Raw genomic sequence first — 20034 nt, forward strand, 5'->3', positions numbered from 1 at the left:
CGATCCAGCGAACCTAACCTGTACTCTGATGTTCATCATCTCGTGGGAGGTTCTGGCCGATGACGACCCTGAAGCGCGCCGACGCTCGCAAGAACATCGAGTCGATCATGGACGCGGCGACGGCCTGCCTCGCCCGCGATCCCGACGTGAGCGTGGCCGAGATCGCCAAGGTGGCCGGCGTCGGCCGGGTCACCCTCTACGGCCACTTCGAGTCCCGAGACACGCTGGTCACCCAGGTCGTCGAGCGCGCGATCCAGCAGTCCGACGAGGCGCTCGGCGCGATCGATCTCGACGGCGACCCCCGCGCGGCGCTGACCCGGCTCCTCGAGGCGTCCTGGCAGCTGACGCAGCAGTACGGCGCGCTGATCGTCGCCGCCGAGCAGAGCATGCCCCACGAGCGGTTCCAGGAGGTCCACGTCGGGCTGCTCGGCCGCTGGAAACCGCTCATGGAGCGGGGTCGTCGTGATGGCAGCTTCCGCGACGACCAACCGCTCGAGTGGCAGCTGACCTTGCTCCAGAGCGTCCTCCACGCCGCCTCCGGCGCCGTCTACCGCGGCGAGATCAAGACCGCGGACGCCGCCGACCTGATCGACGGCACGATCCAGGCGGCCCTCACGGCTCCCGTCGCCGCCCGCGACTGACCGAGCTCACTCCGGAAGGTTGCCCACCGACGCGTGCTCAGGGCCGAAGTAGCCGGCCAGCAGCGACTCGGCGTTGCGGTCGCCTCGCCTCTCCAGCCGAGCCCGGCCCCGCGCGGATCGGCCGAGGACCCGATACCTGACCAGGTTCATCGGCACCACGTACGCGTGCGCCCACGGCGGCCTCGTCGGCAGGCCGAGCTCGCGCATCGACCTGGGCCCGAGGAAGACGGTCAGCATCGAGAGGAGTCGCTCGGCCTCGTACCAGCCACGCACCCGGCGCAACGGCCCTGGCCAGCCCGGGTAGTGGCGCTCCCGCTGTGCCTCGACCGCGGCTTGTGCCAGCTGCGGCCCGGCCTCGGAGATCTCCGCCTGGGCGAGCAGCACGTGATAGTTGATCCGGTGCCGCTCCCACTCGTCGTCGACGAGGAAGTCCTCGTCGACGCCCATGAGCCAGCCGACGTACTTCCACAGATGCATCAGCGCTCGCGCGTCCCGCCGGGAGATCGGCACGCCCAGCGCCCGGCAGCCGATGATGAGTACGCCGTCGAACAGGCCCAGCGTGGCCGCCTGGTCGGCCTGGTTGATCGGCAGGCCCCATCGGGCGGTGTCCCACCGCTTCTCGAATCCCGCGTTGACCAGCGCATGCATGGCCCGTACGTGGACGGTCAGCCGCCACGCCTCCCCAGAGCTCGAACCCGGCTCCGGCGGTCGCAGCGCACCGGGCCGGCGCAGGCTCACCGCCCAGTGCTGGGTCTCGGCCAGGCGCCGGCGAGTGGTGCTGCCGGTCAGGCCGCCGGTGGCCACGAGAAGGTCCGGCGGGCCGCCGAACCGGTAGCCGCTGATGAGCGAGAGCTGCAGGAGCACGTCGGCCGCGTTCTGGCCGAGTCGCGTGAACACGCGACCGCCCTGGTCGACGAGGTCCCAGTCGACCCACTCCGGCGTGGCCTCGACCTGGGCGAAGAACTCGGCGAGCGCCGAAGGCGGCGACTCCACCGCCGCGACCCCGTGCTCCAGAGCCGTACGCAGCTGGCCCATCGTGACCTTGCCCGAGGTCCCGGCTCGCATCCGGATCGCCTCCGCGAGCCGCGCGCCGGCCTCGTCCCGCTCGCCGAAGGCACGCCCGATCCGCTCCAGCAGCTCCTCGTCGACCTCCTCGACACGCCCCAGGAGGCGCAACGGTCGGCCGAGACGGCGGCCGCGGGCCTCGCCTTCGCGGAAACGTGTGGGGAATCCGGTGGGTTCGGTGCCCTGCTGCGCGAGTGTGGTCATGGCTCCAGCGTGATGCGAGCAGGAGCTCGCTTTCAATTCGCGTTCCACCTAGTCTGGGCCCGTGCGCAAGACACCCACCCAGGCCCGCTCGAAGGCGACGGTCGAGCGCATCCTGGCGGCCGGACGGCAGGTGCTGGTCGACGACGGCTACGAGTCGTTCTCGACCAACCGGGTCGCGGCCGCCGCGGGGATCAGCCCCGGATCGCTCTACCAGTACTTCTCCGACAAGGCCTCGATCCTCGACATCGTCATCAGCCGCTACTGGGAGGACGTCTCCGAGCGCACCGCCTCGGCGTTGGCGCTGCAGACGAACACCATCGGCACGGCGGCGATCCGGTCGGTCGCCGACGCGCTGCTCGCCGGGCTGGAGCAGGATCCGACCCTCCTGCGCGTCCTGACCGAAGAGCTCCCCGCCTCCCGCAACCGGGACCGCCACGCGGCACTCGTCACCCGCGTACGCGATCTCACCGCCGCCTATCTGCACGCCGGGGCGGTCGCGAGGACCCGCCCCGACGCGCAGCTCACCGCGTGGGTGCTGGTGGTGGCCATGGAGAACATCGCGCTGCGCTGGGTGCTCGACCGACCGCCGTACCCGCGCGAGGCCGTGCTGGAGGAGATGGTGGCGCTCACCGCGGGCTACCTGAGCCAGACCGATCTCAGCGGCGTTCGGTGAGATGGATGGTGACGGGGTCGCCGGCGGACTTGCCCAGCGCCTCGCGGAGCTCGGCCTTGAGCGGCAGCTTGTGGGTGCCGTCGCCGAGGGCCATGAAGGAGGCCTCGAAGGGGTGGGCGTCGATCGTCCCGGCGACCCTGACGAGGCCGCGGGTGCCGAAGAACTCCGCGGTCCAGTCGGTGACCACGTAGGTCCAGCCGCCCTTCGCCCCGCTCCGGGTCAGCGTCGCGGTGAAGGTCTTGTCGATCGGGGTGCTCATGACGCCTGCTCGATGATCACGAAGCGGTTCCCGTCAGGGTCGTCGAAGGTGAACATCGGCGGCACGCCCGGCCACCTCAGCAGCTCCCCCACGCTCACCCCGCCAGAGCTGAGTGCGTCCCGCTCGGCGGCCGCGTCGGGGACGGTGAAGCGGATCCCGGTCTCGCTGATCTCCCCCGCCGGGCGGTCCCCGGCCTCGAGGGCGAGCGAGACACCGCCACCGGGCGGGGCGACCTCGATCCAGCGGGTCGGTCCGTCGACGTCGAGTCGTACGTCGAAGCCCAGGGTGTCACGGTAGAAGGCGATGGCCTTGTCCTGGTCGGCGGTGGTGATGCCGACGGTGCGGATATCGGTGATGGTGCTCATCAGGGTTCCTCTCGGTCGATGACGTCGACGGGGCGTCAGCTGGGTCCGTACATCTGTGATCCTGGGGTGGTCAGGGTCTCCCCCGTCTCCAGCCACGTCTTGAGGCCGGACAGGATCATCGGCCAGCCGCCGTAGAGCTCCGGGGGCGCGTCGCCGCGCAGCTGGTCATGGGTCACGGTGAGGCGGCAGGAGTCGCCGACGGGCTCGATCTCCCAGGTCACCCGCGTGGTGCCCTGCTCCTCGGCGGCGTCGGACCAGAGCGTGCGCATCGACTGCACGAGTCGCCTCGGCGGCTCGACGACGACGTTCTCGCCCTCCGCGAGCGGCCGCTCGGAGCCGGGGTGCACCATGGTGAAGCCCGACCCCGGCGTCCAGTCGGAGTGGACGCCGGCGCCGAAGTGATACTTCGCGCGGATCTGCGGGTCGGTGATCGCCTCCCACAGTCGCTCCGGGGTGGTGCGGATGTAGATCTCGAAGACTTTCTCCATCGTGCGCTCCAGGTCTCGTTTCAGGTCGGCGAGGCCGCTCGCCCAGGTCTCGGTGTATTTCGTCACCCAGCGGTCATGGATCTCGCGGATCGGCACCACGTTGAGGAAGTGGTGCTTCTCGCGTCCCCTGCGGGCGACGACCACCAGGCCCGCCTCCTCGAGGATCGCCAGATGCTTGGCGACTGCCGGGCGAGTCATGGAATGGCGGCTCACCAGCGAGGACAGCATCTGTCCGTCCTCCAGCAGCAGGGCGTCGAGCAGCGCCCGCCGAGTCGGGTCACCAAGAGCTCGAAACACCTGTTCCACAACCCCACAATAGGAAACCATTTGGTTTCCTGTCAAGGAAAACGGCGATCCCGAAGCCCACGGAGCCGCAGCGCCTACGGCGCCTCGGGCCGATACAGGGCCGTCATCTTGCCCTTCGGGTCGAGGCGCGCGAGCAGGGCGTCGCCGACCTCCGTCAACTGCCGGACCTGCTCCGCGGTCAGCCCGTCGAGCACATGGCTGCGTACGTTGGCGACATGGCCGGGCGCAGCCGCGACCACCGCGTCCCAGCCGGCGGCGGTGAGCCGGGCGTTGGTCGCGCGCGCATCCTCCGGGCACGGGAACCGCTCCACGAGACCCCGCTCCTCGAGCCGGCGCACCACATGGGAGAGGCGCGCCAGGGTCGCGTTGGTGCGATGAGCCAGGGCGGTCATCCGCAGCGTCCGGTCGTCGGCCTCGGAGAGCACTGCCAGGACGAAGTACTCGAAGTGGGTCAGGCCGGCATCTCGGCGCAGCTGGGAGTCGAGCACGCCGGGGAGCAGCTCCACGATCGCGATCAGCCGCAGCCAGGCGGCCATCTCGTCGTCATCCAGCCAGACATCGTCCACGGGTCCATGGTAGCCCGCCAGCTTGTCGCTACAACCAAAAACTTGACGCTACAACCATTCCGTGAGAGTTTTGTTGTAGCAACAACCTTCCATCTGAGGAGTGCGACATGACAGACATCTCGATCATCGGCACCGGCAACATGGGTCAGGCCATCGCGACGGTCGCCGCACGCGGCGGCCACCCGACCCAGCTGCTCGGCAAGGCGGACGCCGCCACCCCCGCGACCGGCGACATCGTCGTCCTCGCCGTCCCCTACCCCGCCCTCGGTGAGGTCCTCGCCCAGCGTGGCGCCGAGCTGGCCGGCAAGATCGTCGTCGACATCACCAACCCGGTGGACTTCGAGACCTTCGACTCCCTCACTGTCCCCGCCGACAGCTCCGCCACCGCCGAGCTCGCGGCGGCGCTGCCGGACTCCCGCGTCCTGAAGGCGTTCAACACGACCTTCGCCGCCACCCTGGCCGAGGGCACCGTCGGTGACCTGGCGACGGCCGTCCAGATCGCCGGCGACGACGCCGACGCCAAGGCGGCGCTGTCCGAGGTCGTCACCTCCGCGGGTCTGCGGGCCGTCGACGCCGGCGCGCTCAAGCGGGCCCGCGAGCTCGAGGCGCTCGGCTTCCTGCAGATCTCCCTGGCCGCCGCCGAGCAGATCCCCTGGACCGGCGGCTTCGGCGTCGTCGCCTGATCGCCCCTCACCTGAGGAGTCCACGATGACCGTCAACCCGGTACGTCTCAACCACGCCGTCCTGTTCGTCGCCGATCTCGAACGCAGCATCGCCTTCTACGAGGCTGCGTTCGGGATGACGGTCATGGCTCGCGAGCCGCGTGCCAACGCCGCGTTCCTGCGGCTGCGCCGGTCCGGCAACCACCACGACCTCGGACTGTTCGGGGTCGGCGCCCAGCCGCCGCGACCGCGCGGCTCGCTCGGTCTCTACCACCTCGCCTGGCAGGTCGACACGATCGACGAGCTCGAGCAGGCCCGGATGACCCTGGCCGAGCTCGGCGCGTTCACCGGAGAGTCCAGCCACGGCGCCACCAAGAGCGTCTACGGCGCCGACCCCGACGGCAACGAGTTCGAGGTCATGTGGATGCTGCCGCGGGCCGAGTGGGGCGACTTCGAGAACGCCGCTCCCGTCGACCGGCTCGACCTGGCCAAGGACGTCGCCCGCTGGAGCGGCGTCCGTACGGCCGCCGAGCTGAACCGGACGGAGGACCGATGAGCACCTCGGTGCGCACCGCGACCCACGGCAGCACCGATCCCGAGGCTCCCCTGGTCGTCCTGCTGCACGGCCGAGGCTCGCACGAGCACGAGATCATCGGGCTGGCCGAGCACCTTCCCGACGGTCCGGCCTATGTGGCCGTGCGGGCGCCGATCGCGGAGGGCAGCGGGTACGCCTGGTTCGCCAACCGCGGGATCGGCCGCCCGGTCGCCACCTCGCTCGCGGAGACGACGACCTGGTTCCGGGAGTGGCTCGACGGCATCGCGCCGGAGGGCCGCCCGGTCGTCCTCGTCGGCTTCAGCGGCGGCGCCGCCTTCGCCGGCGGGCTCGCGCTTCAGGAGCCCGGACGCTTCGCCGGCGTCGCCGTCCTCCACGGCACGCTTCCCTTCGACGCCGGCGTCCCCGTCGAGGCCGGTCGCCTCGCGGACCTGCCGGTCATGGTCGCCCAGGGCGACTCCGACCAGGTCATCCCCCGCGAGCTGCTGGACCGCACCTGGCACTACCTGCTCGAGGAGTCCGGCGCACCGACCGTGGCGCACCGGGACCCCGGCGGACACGGCATCACCCCGGCCGCGCTCCACGAGCTCGCATCGTGGGTCACCGCCCGCGTACCTCACGCCTGAACCAACCCCCGCACAACGAGAGAAGGAACCCCATGAAACTCGGACAGTCGCTCCCTGCTCCCGCCACCGACCTCGGTCTGCTCGCAGCCCGGCTCCTCGTCGGAACCGTCCTCATCGCCCACGGCTGGCAGAAGTTCGCCACCTACACGCTCGACGGGACCGCGCAGTCCTTCGAGGCGATGGGCGTCCCGGCCGCCCAGGCGGCCGCGACCTTCGCCGCCCTCGTCGAGCTGGCCGGCGGTGCGCTGCTCCTGCTGGGTCTCCTCACGCCGGTCGCCGCCGCCCTCGTCGTGATCGACATGATCGGCGCCTTCTGGTTCGCCCACCGCAGCTCCGGCGTGTTCGTCGACCAGGGCGGCTGGGAGCTGGTCGCGGTCGTCTCGGCCATCGCGATCGCCCTCGCCGTGGCCGGTCCGGGCCGCGCCAGCATCGACCACGCCATCGGCGGGCGGGTCCGGGCCGAGGCCTGAGGATCACCTGCTGACCATCCCGCCGTGCCTCCGTCATGCGCGCGCTCGTCGCGCCGCGGAGGCACGGCGGTTCCGTGACCGTTGCGTCGACCCGGAACGCGCTCGGCTCTCCGGGTCAGGGAACCAGCACGATCCGCCCGAACACCGTGCCGTCGTCCATCTGCCGGTGCGCCTCGGCGGCCTTCTCGAGGGGCAGTACGTCATGGACGACCGCATGCAGGTCGCCTCGGCCGAGCGCGGCGAACTGCTCGGTGCGGACGACGTCGCGGGCCGGGACCGGGATGGTGTCGAGACTGAACGTGGCGAAGCTGCGGGACTGCTGGAAGGCGCCGATCAGTCGAGCGGAGACGTCCGTGGGCGGCATCCCCGCGACCGCGCCGACGACCACGAACCGGCCGTTGGGCGCGAGCCGATCCACGAAGTCAGGCGTCGCCGGACCTCCCACGATGTCGACGATCACGTCATAGGCGGCGGGGGCGTCCTGGCCGCCGCGGCCGGAGCGGTCGAGCACGTGGGTCGCACCGAGTCCACGCAGCCGCTCGCCCCGTTCGGGCGAGGAGGTGGTCACCGCGACAGCGCTCGCACCGCGAGCCGCGGCGATCTCGACAGCGGCGATGCCGATGCTCCCGGCCGCGCCGCGTACGAGCACGGACTCTCCCGGCGCGAAGTGGGCGTGGGCGAGCGCGAAGTGGGCCACCGGCCCGGAGCTGCCGATCGTCACCGCGTCGACCGGGGTGATGTTCACGGGTAGGGGGCTGACGTGCTCGGCCCGGGCGAGGGCATGCTCGGCGTAGCCGCCGAGCAGCGTGAACGCCCAGACCCGGCGCCCCACCCACGATGCGTCCACGCCGGCGCCGACCGCCGTCACCGTGCCGGCGACCTCGCTGCCGGGGATCAGCCCCGGCTCGAACCCCATGCCCTGGATGGTGCCCCGCCGGATGACGGCATCGACCCCGCCGACGCCGATCGCATCGGTGGCGATCACCACCTGGTCGGGCCCCGGCGTCGGCACGTCGACCTCGGTCACCACCATTCCGCCCGGATCCCCGAACCGCTCGACCCGCACTGCTCTCATCGTCATCTCCGTCTGGCTCGTGTGAGGCGTACGCTGGCGAAGCTAACGGACGCCCGCGTCCACTTCCAGAAAGTGAGAGACATGTCCGAGACGTTGCCTCACAAGCTCCGCTCCGACGCCCGGGACAACCGCGACAGGATCCTCGCGGCGGCCAGGTCGCTCTACGCCGAGCGCGGGCTGGAGGTGACCATGCGCGACGTCGCCCGGCGCGCCGGAGTCGGCCCGGCGACGCTCTACCGCCGCTTCCCTTCTCGGCAGGCGCTCCTCGACGCCGTCTTCGCCGACGAGCTGCACGCATGCGAAAGGATCGTGGACGACGGCTGCGCCGATCCCGACCCATGGCGTGGCTTCACCTCGGTCATCGAGCGGATCAGCGTGCTCAACGTCGGGAACCAGGGGTTCGTCGACGCGTTCATGGCGGAGAAGCCGCTCGACTCGTTCACCGAGCATCGCACCGCGGCGCTCGCCAAGCTCGCCGATCTCTCCCGGCGCGCCAAGGCCGACGGCAGGCTTCGGCGCGACTTCGTCATCGACGACCTCGTCCTCGTGCTCCTCGCCGGCCGCGGCCTCGCTGCCAGCCCCGCCGCCCGTAGCGTCCCGGCGGCGAGCCGCTTCGCCGCTCTGGCCATCGATGCGTTCCGGTCCTCCGAGGCGAACGACCCGCTGCCGAACGGCGCCGTGGTTCCTTCCTATCTGGCTTCACGCCGCGTCGGCGGATGACCACGAGTTCCTCGTGCCCGCGACACGCCTGAAAGCGTTCGACAGCCGAACCCGGTCGTGACAGGTTCCGTCCATGCACCTCAGAGACGGGTCCGTCAGCGACCTCCCCGCCGCCATGAGCCTCCTCGACGCCGCCGTCGCCTGGCTCGCCTCGCAGGGTCGCACCGGGCAGTGGGGTGAGGAGCCGTTCTCCGCGGTCGAGGCCCGGGTGGTGCAGATCCGGCAGATGCTCTCCGAGCGCATCGCCCGGATCGCCGAGGATGACGGGGAGGTCGTCGGGCTCTGCGTCGTGGCCGACGAGCCGCTGCCGTACGTCGAGCCCGCACCGGTCCCCGAGCTCTACCTGCAGCTCCTCGTCACCGACCGGGAGCGCAGCGGCTCCGGGATCGGCCGGGTGCTGGTCGACGACGCCGTCGAGATCGCCCGGCAGCGGGGTGTGGAGCAGATGAGGCTCGACTGCTACGCCGGTGACGACGAGGCGCTGATCGGCGTCTACGAGCGGTTCGGGTTCACGCTCGAGCGACGGTTCACCGTCGACACCGGGCAGGCCGAGCCGTGGCCCGGCGCGGTTCTCCGCAGAGACATCTGAGCGTCCTCTCCCAGCCACGGCCCCGGGATCGGCCTTTGTAAACTGCCCGGAACCGAGGCGGCGAAGGGGGTGGGCGATGACCGAGATCAGTGCCTGGTTGGCGGCATTCGCCGAGGACCAGCGGCGGCCCGAGGAGGTGGCCCGCTGGGCCGCGTCGACCGCTGACGCGATCCTCGCCGACGGCGAGGTCGACGTCGCCGATCTCAGACCGCTGATCCTGCAGGCCGTCGAGCAGCACTGGTACGCCTTCCTCGACCGCATCACCCTGCCGGAGGCTCCGTTCGAGCTGGTCCCGTCGGCGCAGGCCGTGGCCCTCGAGGCCGCCCGCCGCCATATCGGCCTCCCGCTGCTGCTCAAGGTCTATCAGCGAGCGCAGGAGGCGAGCTGGGACTTCGCGGTGCAGGTCGTCCAGCAGGCACCCGACGACCTCGACCACGAGGCCTTGCTGGTCTGGTTCTGGACGAAGGCCAACGCCTGGTTCGGCTCCTCGGTCGAGCAGTCCGTGCTGATCCACCAGGCCGAGACGAACCGGATCCGGCAGCGTGGGGACGCCCGTCGCTTCGAGATCGTCTCGGAGGCGTTGGACACCCGGAGCGTCTCCCCCGCCGAGCTGTCCGCCGCGCTCGCCGGCCATCCGGTCAACATCCCCGGCCACGTCGCCCTGGTCGCGCACGCGCTCACCGCCGACTCCATCGAGCAGCTCGAGCCGGCCCTCACCGCCGTGACCCGCCGGGCGGGGCACGTCCGGTCGGTCCTGGTCCGTCCCGGCGGCAGGGACGTCTGGGCCTGGCTGGCGCTGGGCGAGCTGCCGGACGCCGTGACCGACTCCGGCATCGACGCCGGCATCGACCCCGCCGCCGTCCGCGTGACGATCGGCGTCGGTGGAAGCGGCCTCGACGGTTTCGTCGCAGCTCATCTGGACGCCCAGGCGGCCCAGCGGGTCGCACTGGCGCCAGGGCGCCACGAGCCGGTGACGGCCTACGACGACGTGGCCGCCCTGGTCCTCGTCTCGCACGACCCCGACGCCGCCGAGCGGTTCACCCGGACGACGCTGCGCGGGCTGGCCGACCCGTCCCAGAGCCGGCTCCGCGAGACCGTACGCGAGGTGCTCACCTCCGCGGAGACGGCGGACCGGATCGCCGAGCGGCTCGGCGTCCACAAGAACACCATCCGCTACCGCGTGGCCCAGGCCGAGCGGCTCCTCGGGCGCCCGTTGCGCGAACGGGCCGGCGACCTGCTGCTGGCGCTCGACTATCACGACACCTTCCTCGTGAGCACGACTGTGAAAATGCACAGGAATTCGTGATCGATTCGGCCTGATCGACCAAAGACTCCTGCGGCCACTACGTCCATTCTGACAAGGGACGTAACCGGCATCACAGGAGGAAGCAGATGACACTCGACGCCAGCGGCACTGTCGACCGGGGCTCCACCGAGAGGTGGCGCGACAGGAAGCGCTATCTGTGGCTCCTCGGCCTCGTGGTCCCGTCGTTCGCCTTCATCGCCGTGGGTGGCTACGTCCTGACCGGGTGGGGCGCGTTCCTGTGGACGGGGCCGATCGTCGTCCTCCTCATCGTCCCGGCCATCGACTTCGCGGCGGGCCTGGACCGCTCCAACCCGCCCGACGACATCATCGAGGAGCTCGAGGAGGACCGGTACTACCGCTACATCACCTTCGCGTTCCTCCCGATCCAGTACGCCGGGTTCGCCTTCGCGATGTACCTGATCGCGACCCAGGACTGGCCGTTGGCGCACAAGATCGGCCTGGCCCTCACCATCGGCTTCATCGGCGGCATCGGCATCAACACCGCCCACGAGCTCGGCCACAAGAAGGAGAGCCACGAGCGCTGGCTGTCCAAGATCGCGCTCGCGCAGAGCTTCTACGGACACTTCTACATCGAGCACAACCGTGGCCACCACGTACGGGTCGCGACGCCCGAGGACCCGGCCTCCTCCCGGATGGGTGAGAACCTCTACGGCTTCTGGTTCCGGACCGTGTCGGGGTCGCTCAAGAGCGCCTGGGGCCTGGAGGCCAAGCGCTACCGGCGCAAGGGCACCCACCCGTTCCACCTCGGCAACGACGTCCTCAACGCCTGGCTGATGAGCGTGGCGCTGTGGACCGCCATGACGCTCTGGCTGGGCGTCGGGATCCTGCCCTACCTGATCCTCCAGGCCGTCATCGGCTTCTCCCTGCTGGAGATCGTCAACTACCTGGAGCACTACGGGATGCTGCGGCAGAAGACCACCTCCGGGCGCTACGAGCGGGTGCTGCCGATGCACTCGTGGAACTCCAACAACATCGCCACCAACGTGCTCCTCTACCACCTGCAGCGGCACAGCGACCACCACGCCAACCCGACCCGGCGCTACCAGACCCTGCGTGACTACCGGGAGTCCCCGGCCCTGCCGACCGGCTACGCCGGGATGATCGTCCTGGCCCTGATCCCGCCGCTGTGGCGCCGGGTGATGGACAAGCGCGTGGTCGCGCACTTCGACGGCGACGTCCGGCTGGCCAACGTACGCCCCGGCCGGCTCGACACGCTGCTCGCGAAGTTCCCGCCTCCCGCCGATCCTGCTCACGAGGAGCTCGGGGCGATCGACGACGTCACCCGGCAGACCTTCGACGACGAGGTCGCCGCCGGCCGGTGCCCCGGCTGCGGCTACGTCTACGAGGTCGCGGTCGGCAACGAGCTGGAGGGCTTCGCGGCCGGCACCGCCTGGCGAGACATCCCCGACGACTGGTGCTGCCCGGACTGCGGCGTACGCGAGAAGGTCGACTTCATCCCGCTGAAGGAGTCAATGCTGTGAGTGCCATCGAAGCGGACAAGACGGTGTGCGAGGGCATCGGCATGTGCGAGGCCCAGGCCGACACCTACTTCCAGATCGGCGACGACGGCCTCGTCGAGGTGCTCAGCGACGAGGTGCCCGACCCGGACCGCGCCTACGTCAAGGCCGCCGTCGACTCCTGCCCGGTCTCCGCCCTCCGCCTGAAGGGATGAGCATGTCCTCCGACCACGACCGTCACCTCCTGGTCGTCGGCGCCGGCCTGGCCGGGCTCCGTGCGGTCGAGGGCGCACGGCAAGCCGGCTGGACCGGACCGATCACGATCGTCGGCGACGAGCGGCACCCGCCCTACGACCGGCCACCGCTGTCCAAGGCGGCGCTCTCCGGCGAGGAGCAGCCGGCCGTGCCGGTGCTGCGGTCGAGCGAGGTGATCCAGGAGCTGCGGGTCCGGCATCTCGCCGGGGTGCGGGTCCACGGTCTCGACACCGAGCGTCGCACGGTCGCCACCAGCGCCGGGGAGCTCGACTACGACGCGCTCGTCATCGCCACCGGCAGCACGGCGACGACGCTGCCCGGGCTGACCGGCCTCCCCGGTGTCCACGTGCTCCGTCGCTACGACGACGCGCTCGACGTACGCGACTCCCTGGCCCGCTCACGACGGATGATGATCGTCGGGGCCGGGTTCATCGGCTCCGAGATCGCCTCGGCGGCCCGCGCCCGTGGCATCGAGATCACCATCCTCGAGGCGGGCAGCCGCCCCCTCGAGCGCGCGGTCGGTCCGCACGCGGCCGGGCGGCTGATGGAGCTGCACGCCGAGGCCGGCGTCCGGCTGCTCACCCGGACCACCGTGTCCGGCGTACGCACCTCCGACCGTGGCGTCGACGCGGTCGAGCTGAGCACCGGTGAGACCCTGACGGCCGACGCCGTCGTCCTGGGCATCGGCGCCCGCCCGGCGACGGCATGGCTCGCCGGCAGCAACGTCGCCCTGGACGTACGCACCGGCGGGGTCCTCTGCGACCGCACGCTGGCCACCAGCGCTCCCGGGGTCTGGGCCGCGGGCGACGTGGCGTGCATCGACGGCGAGCGCGGCGAGCACTGGACCGCCGCCGGCGAGCAGGGCCGGGTCGCCGGCGCGAACGCCGCCGGGGCGGACGAGGTCTTCGCCTCCGTCCCGTTCGCCTGGTCGACCTGGCACGGTCGCCGGATCCAGGTCGTCGGGGAGACGACGGCGGCCGACGAGGAGGAGCGCGAGCCCGGGTTCATCGTCTACCGGCGCGGCGGAGACGAGGTGGGGGCGGTTGGCATCGACAGCCCCGGCCCCGTCGCCCGGATGCGCCGCGCCCTCGCCGCACAGGCTCCGGACCGACGCGCTCAGACGGCGGTGGCCGGGGGCGTGTCGGCGCGCGAGTCGCGGGAGTAGGCGGACGGCACCACCGCGACCACGCTGTGCGCATGGTCCAGGAGGTGGCCGGACACCCCACCGGGACCGCCGGTCACGACCATGTGCATGGTCCGGGACTGCTCGGCGAGGACGTGGGCGAGGCTTCCGGAGTGGATCCGGAGGCGTGGGTTCAGGTCCGGGTAGCGTTCCCGGAGCCCGGCGACGCACTCGGCGACCAGGGCCCGGTCGTCGTCGGTGCTGTCCGGGCCGCCGGCGCGGTAGCAGTACAGCACCGTGACCGGCAGGTTGCGCTGGGCGGCCTGGTCGAAGGCGAACTCGAGGGCCGGGATCGAGTCACCCGTCCCGTCGATGCCGACGAGGACACCCCGGCCCACTCCTCCGCCGCCGGGGCGCAGCACGACCACCGGGCAGCGCGCGTCCTTGACGGTCGACCGGCTGACCGAGCCGAGGATCCGGCTGCGGATCGGGCCTCGGCCCCGCGACCCGAGCACCAGCAACGACGCGTGGGCGGAGGCGGCGTCCAGCACGCGTGCCACGGATCCGGCCTCCAGCTCCACGCTCACGTCCGGGCGCCGGTGGCCGGCGAACCCGGGAGCCCTGGAGAGCTCGTCGAGGCGGCGGTCGGCATAGCGGCGGGCGCTGGCCAGCACGGTCGCCCCGTAGTCCTGCTCGGGCTCCGAGGGCGCACCTGCCCGGAATCCGGGCGGGGTGTCCAGGGTCGAGGCGGAGACCACGTGGAACAGGCACATGTCGCGCCCGTCCCGGAACGCCTGCTCCGCCGCCCACGACACGCTCTCGGTCGCATCCGGCCAGTTCTCGACGCCGACCAGGACGGCACCCTCGGGGATCGCTGCGTACGTCATCTCGACTCCTTCGCCTCTTCTCGTCTGCCACGTACTGCTCAGGTCGGCACGACGCGCCGGCCGGTGATCTCGGTCGGCGTGATGCACACGAACAAGGTCCTTCGGCCGTTGGCCCAGGGCTCCGGCTCGAGGTCGTGGGCCTTGAGCCAGACGCCGTCGACGAACTCCGCGGTCCCACGAGCCAGCACGCTCCAGCCCGAGGAGGTGTAGGTGTCGAACTCGTCGATCTGGTACGACACCGGCCCGATGCCGACATGGTTGGAGATCGCGGTGCGCGGGGCGGTGCGGAAGACGATCCGGTCACCCACCATGACGTGGTTGACCGGCAGGACCAGCGGCCCGTCCGGGTCGCCGAAGGCGACGCGGCCGACCTCGTAGCGGTCCAGCAGCTCCAGGCACTCGGTGCGGTCCATCTCGGTCAGGTGACCGGGGAACCATCGTGCTGCGAGGTACATCGTCGTCTCCTTCGTCACCGGCGTCCGGCTCCGGCCGACCGGTTGTTCGCTGTGGTGGGGCCGACCGTCGCCCCGGCGTCCCCCTCGAACGCCGGGGCCACGTGCGGGTCGATCTCGACGGGGCAGCTGCTCTCGCGGAGCACCGCCCGGGCGGTGCCGCCTAGGTGTCCGAAGCCGAGGAACTGACGGGCGCGGCCCAGGATCAGCAGCTCGGCCCGGCGCGACGCCTCCACCAGCGCGTACGCCGTCTGGGCGTGCACCACCTCGATGCGGGCGTCGACCGCTGCGGCCTCCGGGCCGCACTCGGCACGAGCCGTCTCGAGGGCCACGCTGAGCTCCCGCTCGGCCCGCTCCGTCCAGGCCTGCTCCTCGCTGCCGACGGTCAGATAGTCCTGGTACGCCCCGAAGGTGTGCCACGCGTGCAGGAGGCGCAGCCTCGCGCCGCGCGCCGCCGCCACCTCCAGCCCACGGCGTACGAGGGCGATGGACGCGGCCGGGTCGTGGACCCCCACGACGATCTCGTGGGGCGAGCCCTCCCGCGGCCAGGCCGCCGGGACGACGACCATGGGCACCGGCGAGTGGGCCGCGACCGGGCCGATGATCGAGGAGGTGATGATCCGGTCGAACCGGGCTCGTGGCTGGTCACCGAGCACGAGGAGGCGGGCTCTGGCTGCCTCCTGGGCCAGCACCGCCGACGGCTTCCCCAGCAGCAGGTACGTGCTCACGACCGCGCCGCTGTTCGCCACCGCTTCCTCCGCCTCGGCGAGGATCGCGCGGCCGAGCTTGCCCATCCTCGAGTCGGGGTCGGTGTGCGCCGGCGGCCAGGTCGGCAGCGGCGGCGCGTACGGGTCGACCACGTAGACCAGGTGCAACGCGGAGCCGGACCGGACCGCCTCTGCGGCGCCGTAGCGGGCGGCAGCGATGCCGGCCTCGGTGCCGTCGACTCCTGCCAGGACGAGGTTCCTGGTTCCCTTGATTACTTCAGCCATGGCTCCAGCGTCGCTCTGCGGGGCCCTCCCACGACAGGGACCGTCGGCCCCGGCCAAGGGCCTTTGGTCGCTCATCACGACTCCTCCTCGGCCGCGAGCACCGTCTGCGTCACGGCGACCACCGAGTCCGGGGTGACACTGATGGAGTCGATCCCGAGTCCGACCAGGACACGGACGACCTCCGGATGGTCGGAGGGCGCCTGGCCGCAGATGCCGGAGTGGATGCCATTGCGCCGGCAGCCCTCGACGGCGAGGCCGATCATCCGCTGCACCGCCGGGTCGCGCTCGTCGTAGTCGAAGGCGACCAGCTCGCTGTCGCGGTCGACGCCGAGGGTGAGCTGGGTCAGGTCGTTGCTGCCGATGGAGAAGCCGTCGAACCGCTCGGCGAACTCGTCGACCAGGATGACGTTCGAGGGGATCTCGCACATGGCGTAGACCTTCAGCCCGTGCTCGCCGCGCCGCAGGCCGAGCTCGGCCATCCGCGCCAGCACGCGATCGGCCTCGTCGAGGCGGCGCACGAACGGCACCATCACGACGACGTTGTCCAGACCCATCTGCTCCCGGACCCGGCGCAGCGCGGCGCACTCGAGGGCGAATCCCTCCGTGTAGGCGGGGTGCGCGTAGCGGGCGGCGCCGCGAAAGCCGAGCATCGGGTTCGCCTCGCCCGGCTCGAAGGCCGCGCCGCCGAGGAGGGTGGCGTACTCGTTGGTCTTGAAGTCGGAGAGCCGCACGACGACGGGCTTGGGATGGAAGGCGGCGGCGATGGTGCCGATGCCCTCGGCCAGCCTCTCGACGACGTACGCCGCACCGTCCCCGCCGACGAGACGCTCGACCTCGGCGCGCTCCCCGGCATCGGTGATGCGCTCGGGGTGGAGCGCGGCGAGCGGGTGCACGCGCACGTGCTCGGCGAGGATGAACTCCATCCGAGCCAGGCCGACCCCGTCGTTGGGCAGGAAGGACGACTCGAACGCGATCCCGGGGTTGCCGAGGTTGAGCATGACGTGCGTCCGCGGGCGCGCCGTCAGCGCGGTCGCGACGTCGTTCGCGTGGAAGTCGGCCAGGCCGCGATAGACGTGGCCCTCGTCGCCCTCGGCGCAGGAGACGGTGATCTCCTCGCCCTCGGTGATCGTGCTGGTCGCGTCACCGGTGCCGACCACGGCCGGGATGCCCAGCTCGCGGGCGACGATGGCGGCGTGGCAGGTGCGGCCGCCGTGCTCGGTGACGACCGCGGAGGCGATCTTCATCAGCGGTTCCCAGTCCGGGCTGGTGCTGGGCGCGACCAGCACGTCGCCGGAGGCGAAGCCGTCGTCGTCCCCGATCCCGCGGACGATCCGGGCACGGCCCGCCGCGACCCTCGCACCGACGGCGCGGCCGGTGGTGATCAGGTCTCCGTGGGCCTCGACCACGTACCGGGTCGTCGCGGTCGGCCGTCGCCGGGCAGCGACCGTCTCGGGGCGTGCCTGGACGACGTACAGCAGGCCGTCGGTGCCGTCCTTTGCCCACTCGATGTCCATCGGCTTGTCGTAGTGGCGCTCGATGGTCATCGCCGCGCCGGCCAGCTCGAGCACCTCCTCGTCGGTGAGGCAGAAGCGGCCGCGGTCCTCGGGCGGCGTGGGCTCGTTCCGCACCGGCTCCTCCAGCGCCGTCTCCCCCAGCACCATCCGCACCGCCTTGCTCCCCAGGCGGCGGCTCAGCACGGCACGGTGGCCGGCTGCGTACGTCGGTTTGTGCACGTAGAACTCGTCGGGCTCGACCAGCCCCTGGACGACGTTCTCGCCGAGGCCGTAGGAGCCGGTCACGAAGACGACGTCGCGGAATCCCGACTCGGTGTCGAGCGTGAAGGAGACCCCGGAGCAGGCGAGGTCGGAGCGCACCATCTTCATCACCCCGACCGACAGCGCCACCGACAGCTGGTCGTAGCCGTGCCGGGCGCGGTAGTCGACGGCCCGGTCGGTGAAGATCGAGGCGAAGCAGCGGCGTACGGCGTCGAGCAGTGCCTCCTCGCCCTGGACGTCGAGGAACGTCTCGTGCTGCCCGGCGAAGCTCGCGTCCGGCAGGTCCTCGGCCGTGGCCGAGGACCTGACCGCGAGCGCGACGTCGCTGCCGTACTCCTCGCGAAGGGCCTGGTAACCCGTCCGGATCTCGTCGACCAGGTCGGCAGGCAGCTCCGCGGAGAGCAGCAGCCTGCGTGCCCGGGCGGCGTGCTCGGCGAGGTTCTCGCGGTCGTCGACGTCGAGGTCGGCGAAGACGGTCGCGAGGGCCGAGTCGATGCCCGCGGCACTCAGGAAGCGGCGATAGCCGTCGGCCGTGACGGCGAACCCGTCGGGCACGCGGATGTCGCGGTCGTGGAGGCGGCGATACATCTCACCGAGAGAGGCGTTCTTGCCGCCGACCAGGGGCACGTCGTCGATGCCGATCTCGCCGAAGGTGCGTAGGTAGCTCATGACCCTGCCGTCACCGCAGCCACGGGTGGTGCATGACGACCGGCATCCGTGCCCACTGCTTGCCGAAGCCCCAGGTGTCACCGGCGTACGTCATGGCCAGGACGCCCACGGTGAGCGCACCGAGCAGGTGGTCGTCGATGATCGGGTTGTTGTCGAGCGGGAAGCTCGCGAACCACATCAGCACGTACATCGCCGCGCCGGCGATGGCGCCGACCCGCATCCCGATGCCGAACGTGAGGGTGAGCCCGACGCCGAGCAGGCCGAGCATGAACAGCCCGTCGACCCACCACTGACCGGCCATGTCGTTCCACATGCCCTGCAGCCAGTTGTTCTCGGGCACGTTGGACAGGAAGCCGTCGGTGGGGCTGCCGCCGTTGACCCAGGCCGCATCCTTGGCGAAGAAGTCGATGCCCGTGCGGGTCCCGGCCTCGTTGGTGATCGCACCGGTGTGGAAGCCCAGCGCGAGCAGCTTGTCGAAGAAGGCCCACAGGAACGTGAGCCCGAAGGCGATCCGCAGCGCCGCGAGCAGCCGCGCGGCGGGCATCGGGAAGTGCCCGGGCAGCGTCGTCGTGGAGCCGGGTGTGGAGATTGAGGTCATGATTCCTCCAACGGTCTCGCCGGCCCGTCTTGGCCGGACACCTCCAGCCAACCGCCGACGATGCCGTCGCGGCGAGGGAACGGGGTCCGCGCGAAGCGGGCCCTTCGTCCCCGCAGCGTCAGGACGGTCGACCGTCAGGCCTCACGAGCCGGTCACCTCCGCCGGCTGTGACCCCGACAGCTCGTCCGCCTCCACGATGTCGAGCACCGGAGGCAGCACCTCGACAGGACAGCGGCTCACTCGCAGCAGCGCCCGGCCGGTGCTCCCGAGGCGACCCGCGGGGAAAGCGTGCCGGCGGCGGCCGATGACCAGCAGGTCGGACTCGGCCGCCGCGGCGGCGATCACCTGCGCCGGCTGCCCCTGGCGCACCTCGATGCGTACCTCGACCAGCGCCGCAGGCGCAGACCGATGACGTCGGGCCCGTTCGAGCGTGTCCTCGAGCTCGTGCCGCAGCGCGGCATCCCACTCGGCCAGGTCGCGCTGCGAGAGCGACAGGCCGTCGTACGGGGTGGGCACCTGCCAGACGTGCAGGATGACCAGCTCGGCGCCGCGATCGGCCGCTTCGCTCATCGCACGGGCGACCAGCCCGGCGGCGTCGTCGCAGTCCTTGACCGCGACGACGACACGGTCGGCGCCGGCGCCCGCGGGCCACGGCTCCGGGACGACGGCGACCGCCACCGGGGCGTACCCGGCGACCCGGTTGACCACGGAGCCCGTGAAGATCCGCTCCAGGGCGGAGTGGTGGTGGCCGCCCAGCACGACGAGCCGCGTCGCGGCCGCCATCTGCACGAGCCCGTCGGCGGCGTCACCCCGCACGAGCGTCGAGGTGACGCGGTCGGCCGGCGCCAGCGTCATCGCCTCCTTCACCGCCCTCTCCAGCAGCCCTGCCCCGAGCTCACGGTCGTGGCCGACGGGCGTCGGCGCGATGTACGGGTAGACGACGCCGGGGACGGTCGGAGGCGGCGCTACGTGGACCAGCCACAGCTCGTCTCCGCTGCGTTCGGCGTCGGCCGCCGCGTATCTGAGCGCCGCCCGACCACCCTCCCCACCGTCGATACCGACCAGGATCCGTGCTGTCTCGGACATGTCCTCCTCCTTCGGCACGGACACCCCTGGCCCGGCCCGCTCCGACTCTCACGGGGACGGCGGGGCCGAGGACAGGGGCATCGGTGCTGATCTCCGGGACCTTGGTCCACGCCGGCCGAGCTCGGAGACCCGGAAGCCGATCCGACCCGAG

At 71.5% G+C, this 20034-nt stretch carries 24 protein-coding genes; 12 read left to right on the forward strand and 12 right to left on the reverse strand.

Translation table 11 applies throughout. The annotated features are described in order from the left end of the window. Nucleotides 1-59 precede the first annotated feature (59 nt). On the forward strand, nucleotides 60-641 hold the full coding sequence (locus tag HD557_RS14620) for a TetR/AcrR family transcriptional regulator (protein ID WP_196874393.1): 582 nt from the start codon (nucleotides 60-62) through the stop codon (nucleotides 639-641). 6 nt (nucleotides 642-647) lie between these two features. Here HD557_RS14620 and HD557_RS14625 read toward each other — a convergent pair whose 3' ends face one another. Further along, nucleotides 648-1910 (reverse strand): oxygenase MpaB family protein, encoded by a 1263-nt coding sequence (locus HD557_RS14625; protein ID WP_196874394.1) that lies wholly within the window; start codon nucleotides 1908-1910, stop codon nucleotides 648-650. A 61-nt stretch (nucleotides 1911-1971) separates the two neighbouring features. On the opposite strand from HD557_RS14625, the gene HD557_RS14630 reads away from it, so the two are divergent. Next, on the forward strand, nucleotides 1972-2583 hold the full coding sequence (locus HD557_RS14630; RefSeq protein WP_196874395.1) for a TetR/AcrR family transcriptional regulator: 612 nt from the start codon (nucleotides 1972-1974) through the stop codon (nucleotides 2581-2583). On the opposite strand, the gene HD557_RS14635 is transcribed toward HD557_RS14630, so the two are convergent. The 4 genes from HD557_RS14635 to HD557_RS14650 all read right to left on the reverse strand — a co-directional run bounded on the left by HD557_RS14635 (nucleotide 2567) and on the right by HD557_RS14650 (nucleotide 4567). Then, the gene (locus HD557_RS14635; RefSeq protein WP_196874396.1) at nucleotides 2567-2842 is read right to left on the reverse strand and encodes a DUF1905 domain-containing protein; all 276 of its coding nucleotides are present in this window, start codon (nucleotides 2840-2842) and stop codon (nucleotides 2567-2569) included. The genes HD557_RS14630 and HD557_RS14635 overlap by 17 nt on opposite strands. Then, nucleotides 2839-3207 carry a VOC family protein gene (locus HD557_RS14640; RefSeq protein ID WP_196874397.1) on the reverse strand — a complete coding sequence of 123 codons (369 nt, stop codon included), beginning with the start codon at nucleotides 3205-3207 and terminating at the stop codon, nucleotides 2839-2841. The genes HD557_RS14635 and HD557_RS14640 overlap by 4 nt, the downstream gene beginning before the upstream one ends. A 35-nt stretch (nucleotides 3208-3242) precedes the next feature. Beyond that, nucleotides 3243-4001, reverse strand: a complete 759-nt coding sequence (locus tag HD557_RS14645) for an ArsR/SmtB family transcription factor (protein ID WP_196874398.1) — start codon at nucleotides 3999-4001, stop codon at nucleotides 3243-3245. 74 nt (nucleotides 4002-4075) lie between these two features. Next, the gene (locus HD557_RS14650; protein WP_196874399.1) at nucleotides 4076-4567 is read right to left on the reverse strand and encodes a MarR family winged helix-turn-helix transcriptional regulator; all 492 of its coding nucleotides are present in this window, start codon (nucleotides 4565-4567) and stop codon (nucleotides 4076-4078) included. 107 nt (nucleotides 4568-4674) lie between these two features. On the opposite strand from HD557_RS14650, the gene HD557_RS14655 reads away from it, so the two are divergent. From HD557_RS14655 to HD557_RS14670, 4 genes are read left to right on the forward strand one after another with little or no spacing between them, the layout of a single operon-like run. Next, complete coding sequence (locus tag HD557_RS14655; protein WP_196874400.1) at nucleotides 4675-5250, forward strand: NADPH-dependent F420 reductase; 576 nt, start codon at nucleotides 4675-4677, stop codon at nucleotides 5248-5250. 25 nt (nucleotides 5251-5275) lie between these two features. Next, entirely contained in the window at nucleotides 5276-5785 is a 510-nt protein-coding gene (locus HD557_RS14660) for a VOC family protein (RefSeq protein ID WP_196874401.1), read from the forward strand. Next, nucleotides 5782-6408 (forward strand): alpha/beta hydrolase, encoded by a 627-nt coding sequence (locus HD557_RS14665; RefSeq protein WP_231380295.1) that lies wholly within the window; start codon nucleotides 5782-5784, stop codon nucleotides 6406-6408. The genes HD557_RS14660 and HD557_RS14665 overlap by 4 nt, the downstream gene beginning before the upstream one ends. A gap of 32 nt (nucleotides 6409-6440) precedes the next feature. Beyond that, nucleotides 6441-6878, forward strand: a complete 438-nt coding sequence (locus HD557_RS14670) for a DoxX family protein (RefSeq protein WP_196874402.1) — start codon at nucleotides 6441-6443, stop codon at nucleotides 6876-6878. Nucleotides 6879-6993: 115 nt separating this feature from the next. Here HD557_RS14670 and HD557_RS14675 read toward each other — a convergent pair whose 3' ends face one another. Next, on the reverse strand, nucleotides 6994-7953 hold the full coding sequence (locus tag HD557_RS14675) for a zinc-binding dehydrogenase (protein WP_231380296.1): 960 nt from the start codon (nucleotides 7951-7953) through the stop codon (nucleotides 6994-6996). 81 nt (nucleotides 7954-8034) lie between these two features. Between HD557_RS14675 and HD557_RS14680 the strand changes: the two genes are divergently transcribed. The 6 genes from HD557_RS14680 to HD557_RS14705 all read left to right on the forward strand — a co-directional run bounded on the left by HD557_RS14680 (nucleotide 8035) and on the right by HD557_RS14705 (nucleotide 13466). Further along, nucleotides 8035-8673, forward strand: coding sequence for a TetR/AcrR family transcriptional regulator (locus HD557_RS14680; protein WP_196874404.1), 639 nt, complete (start codon nucleotides 8035-8037; stop codon nucleotides 8671-8673). Nucleotides 8674-8746: 73 nt separating this feature from the next. Next, nucleotides 8747-9262: a GNAT family N-acetyltransferase gene (locus tag HD557_RS14685; protein ID WP_196874405.1), complete on the forward strand. Its 516-nt coding sequence runs from the start codon at nucleotides 8747-8749 to the stop codon at nucleotides 9260-9262. Between the two features lie 76 nt (nucleotides 9263-9338). Continuing rightward, complete coding sequence (locus tag HD557_RS14690; RefSeq protein ID WP_196874406.1) at nucleotides 9339-10568, forward strand: PucR family transcriptional regulator; 1230 nt, start codon at nucleotides 9339-9341, stop codon at nucleotides 10566-10568. 86 nt (nucleotides 10569-10654) lie between these two features. Next, a complete protein-coding gene (locus tag HD557_RS29175) occupies nucleotides 10655-12070 on the forward strand; it encodes a fatty acid desaturase (RefSeq protein WP_196874407.1) in 1416 nt (471 codons plus the stop codon). Continuing rightward, complete coding sequence (locus tag HD557_RS28730; protein WP_008361402.1) at nucleotides 12067-12261, forward strand: ferredoxin; 195 nt, start codon at nucleotides 12067-12069, stop codon at nucleotides 12259-12261. The genes HD557_RS29175 and HD557_RS28730 overlap by 4 nt, the downstream gene beginning before the upstream one ends. A 2-nt stretch (nucleotides 12262-12263) precedes the next feature. Continuing rightward, nucleotides 12264-13466, forward strand: coding sequence for an NAD(P)/FAD-dependent oxidoreductase (locus tag HD557_RS14705; RefSeq protein ID WP_196874408.1), 1203 nt, complete (start codon nucleotides 12264-12266; stop codon nucleotides 13464-13466). On the opposite strand, the gene HD557_RS14710 is transcribed toward HD557_RS14705, so the two are convergent. From HD557_RS14710 to HD557_RS14735, 6 genes are all read right to left on the reverse strand, one after another. Then, complete coding sequence (locus HD557_RS14710; RefSeq protein ID WP_196874409.1) at nucleotides 13418-14311, reverse strand: universal stress protein; 894 nt, start codon at nucleotides 14309-14311, stop codon at nucleotides 13418-13420. The genes HD557_RS14705 and HD557_RS14710 overlap by 49 nt on opposite strands. A 38-nt stretch (nucleotides 14312-14349) precedes the next feature. Then, on the reverse strand, nucleotides 14350-14766 hold the full coding sequence (locus HD557_RS14715; protein ID WP_196874410.1) for a pyridoxamine 5'-phosphate oxidase family protein: 417 nt from the start codon (nucleotides 14764-14766) through the stop codon (nucleotides 14350-14352). Nucleotides 14767-14780: 14 nt separating this feature from the next. After that, nucleotides 14781-15755 (reverse strand): universal stress protein, encoded by a 975-nt coding sequence (locus HD557_RS14720; RefSeq protein ID WP_196874411.1) that lies wholly within the window; start codon nucleotides 15753-15755, stop codon nucleotides 14781-14783. A gap of 74 nt (nucleotides 15756-15829) precedes the next feature. Next, complete coding sequence (gene ppsA, locus HD557_RS14725) at nucleotides 15830-18199, reverse strand: phosphoenolpyruvate synthase (protein WP_196874412.1); 2370 nt, start codon at nucleotides 18197-18199, stop codon at nucleotides 15830-15832. A gap of 10 nt (nucleotides 18200-18209) precedes the next feature. After that, nucleotides 18210-18797, reverse strand: coding sequence for a hypothetical protein (locus HD557_RS14730; RefSeq protein WP_196874413.1), 588 nt, complete (start codon nucleotides 18795-18797; stop codon nucleotides 18210-18212). A 141-nt stretch (nucleotides 18798-18938) separates the two neighbouring features. Then, nucleotides 18939-19883, reverse strand: a complete 945-nt coding sequence (locus HD557_RS14735; RefSeq protein ID WP_196874414.1) for a universal stress protein — start codon at nucleotides 19881-19883, stop codon at nucleotides 18939-18941. Nucleotides 19884-20034 lie beyond the last annotated feature (151 nt).

Source organism: Nocardioides luteus, assembly GCF_015752315.1.
Classification (GTDB): Bacteria; Actinomycetota; Actinomycetes; order Propionibacteriales; family Nocardioidaceae; genus Nocardioides.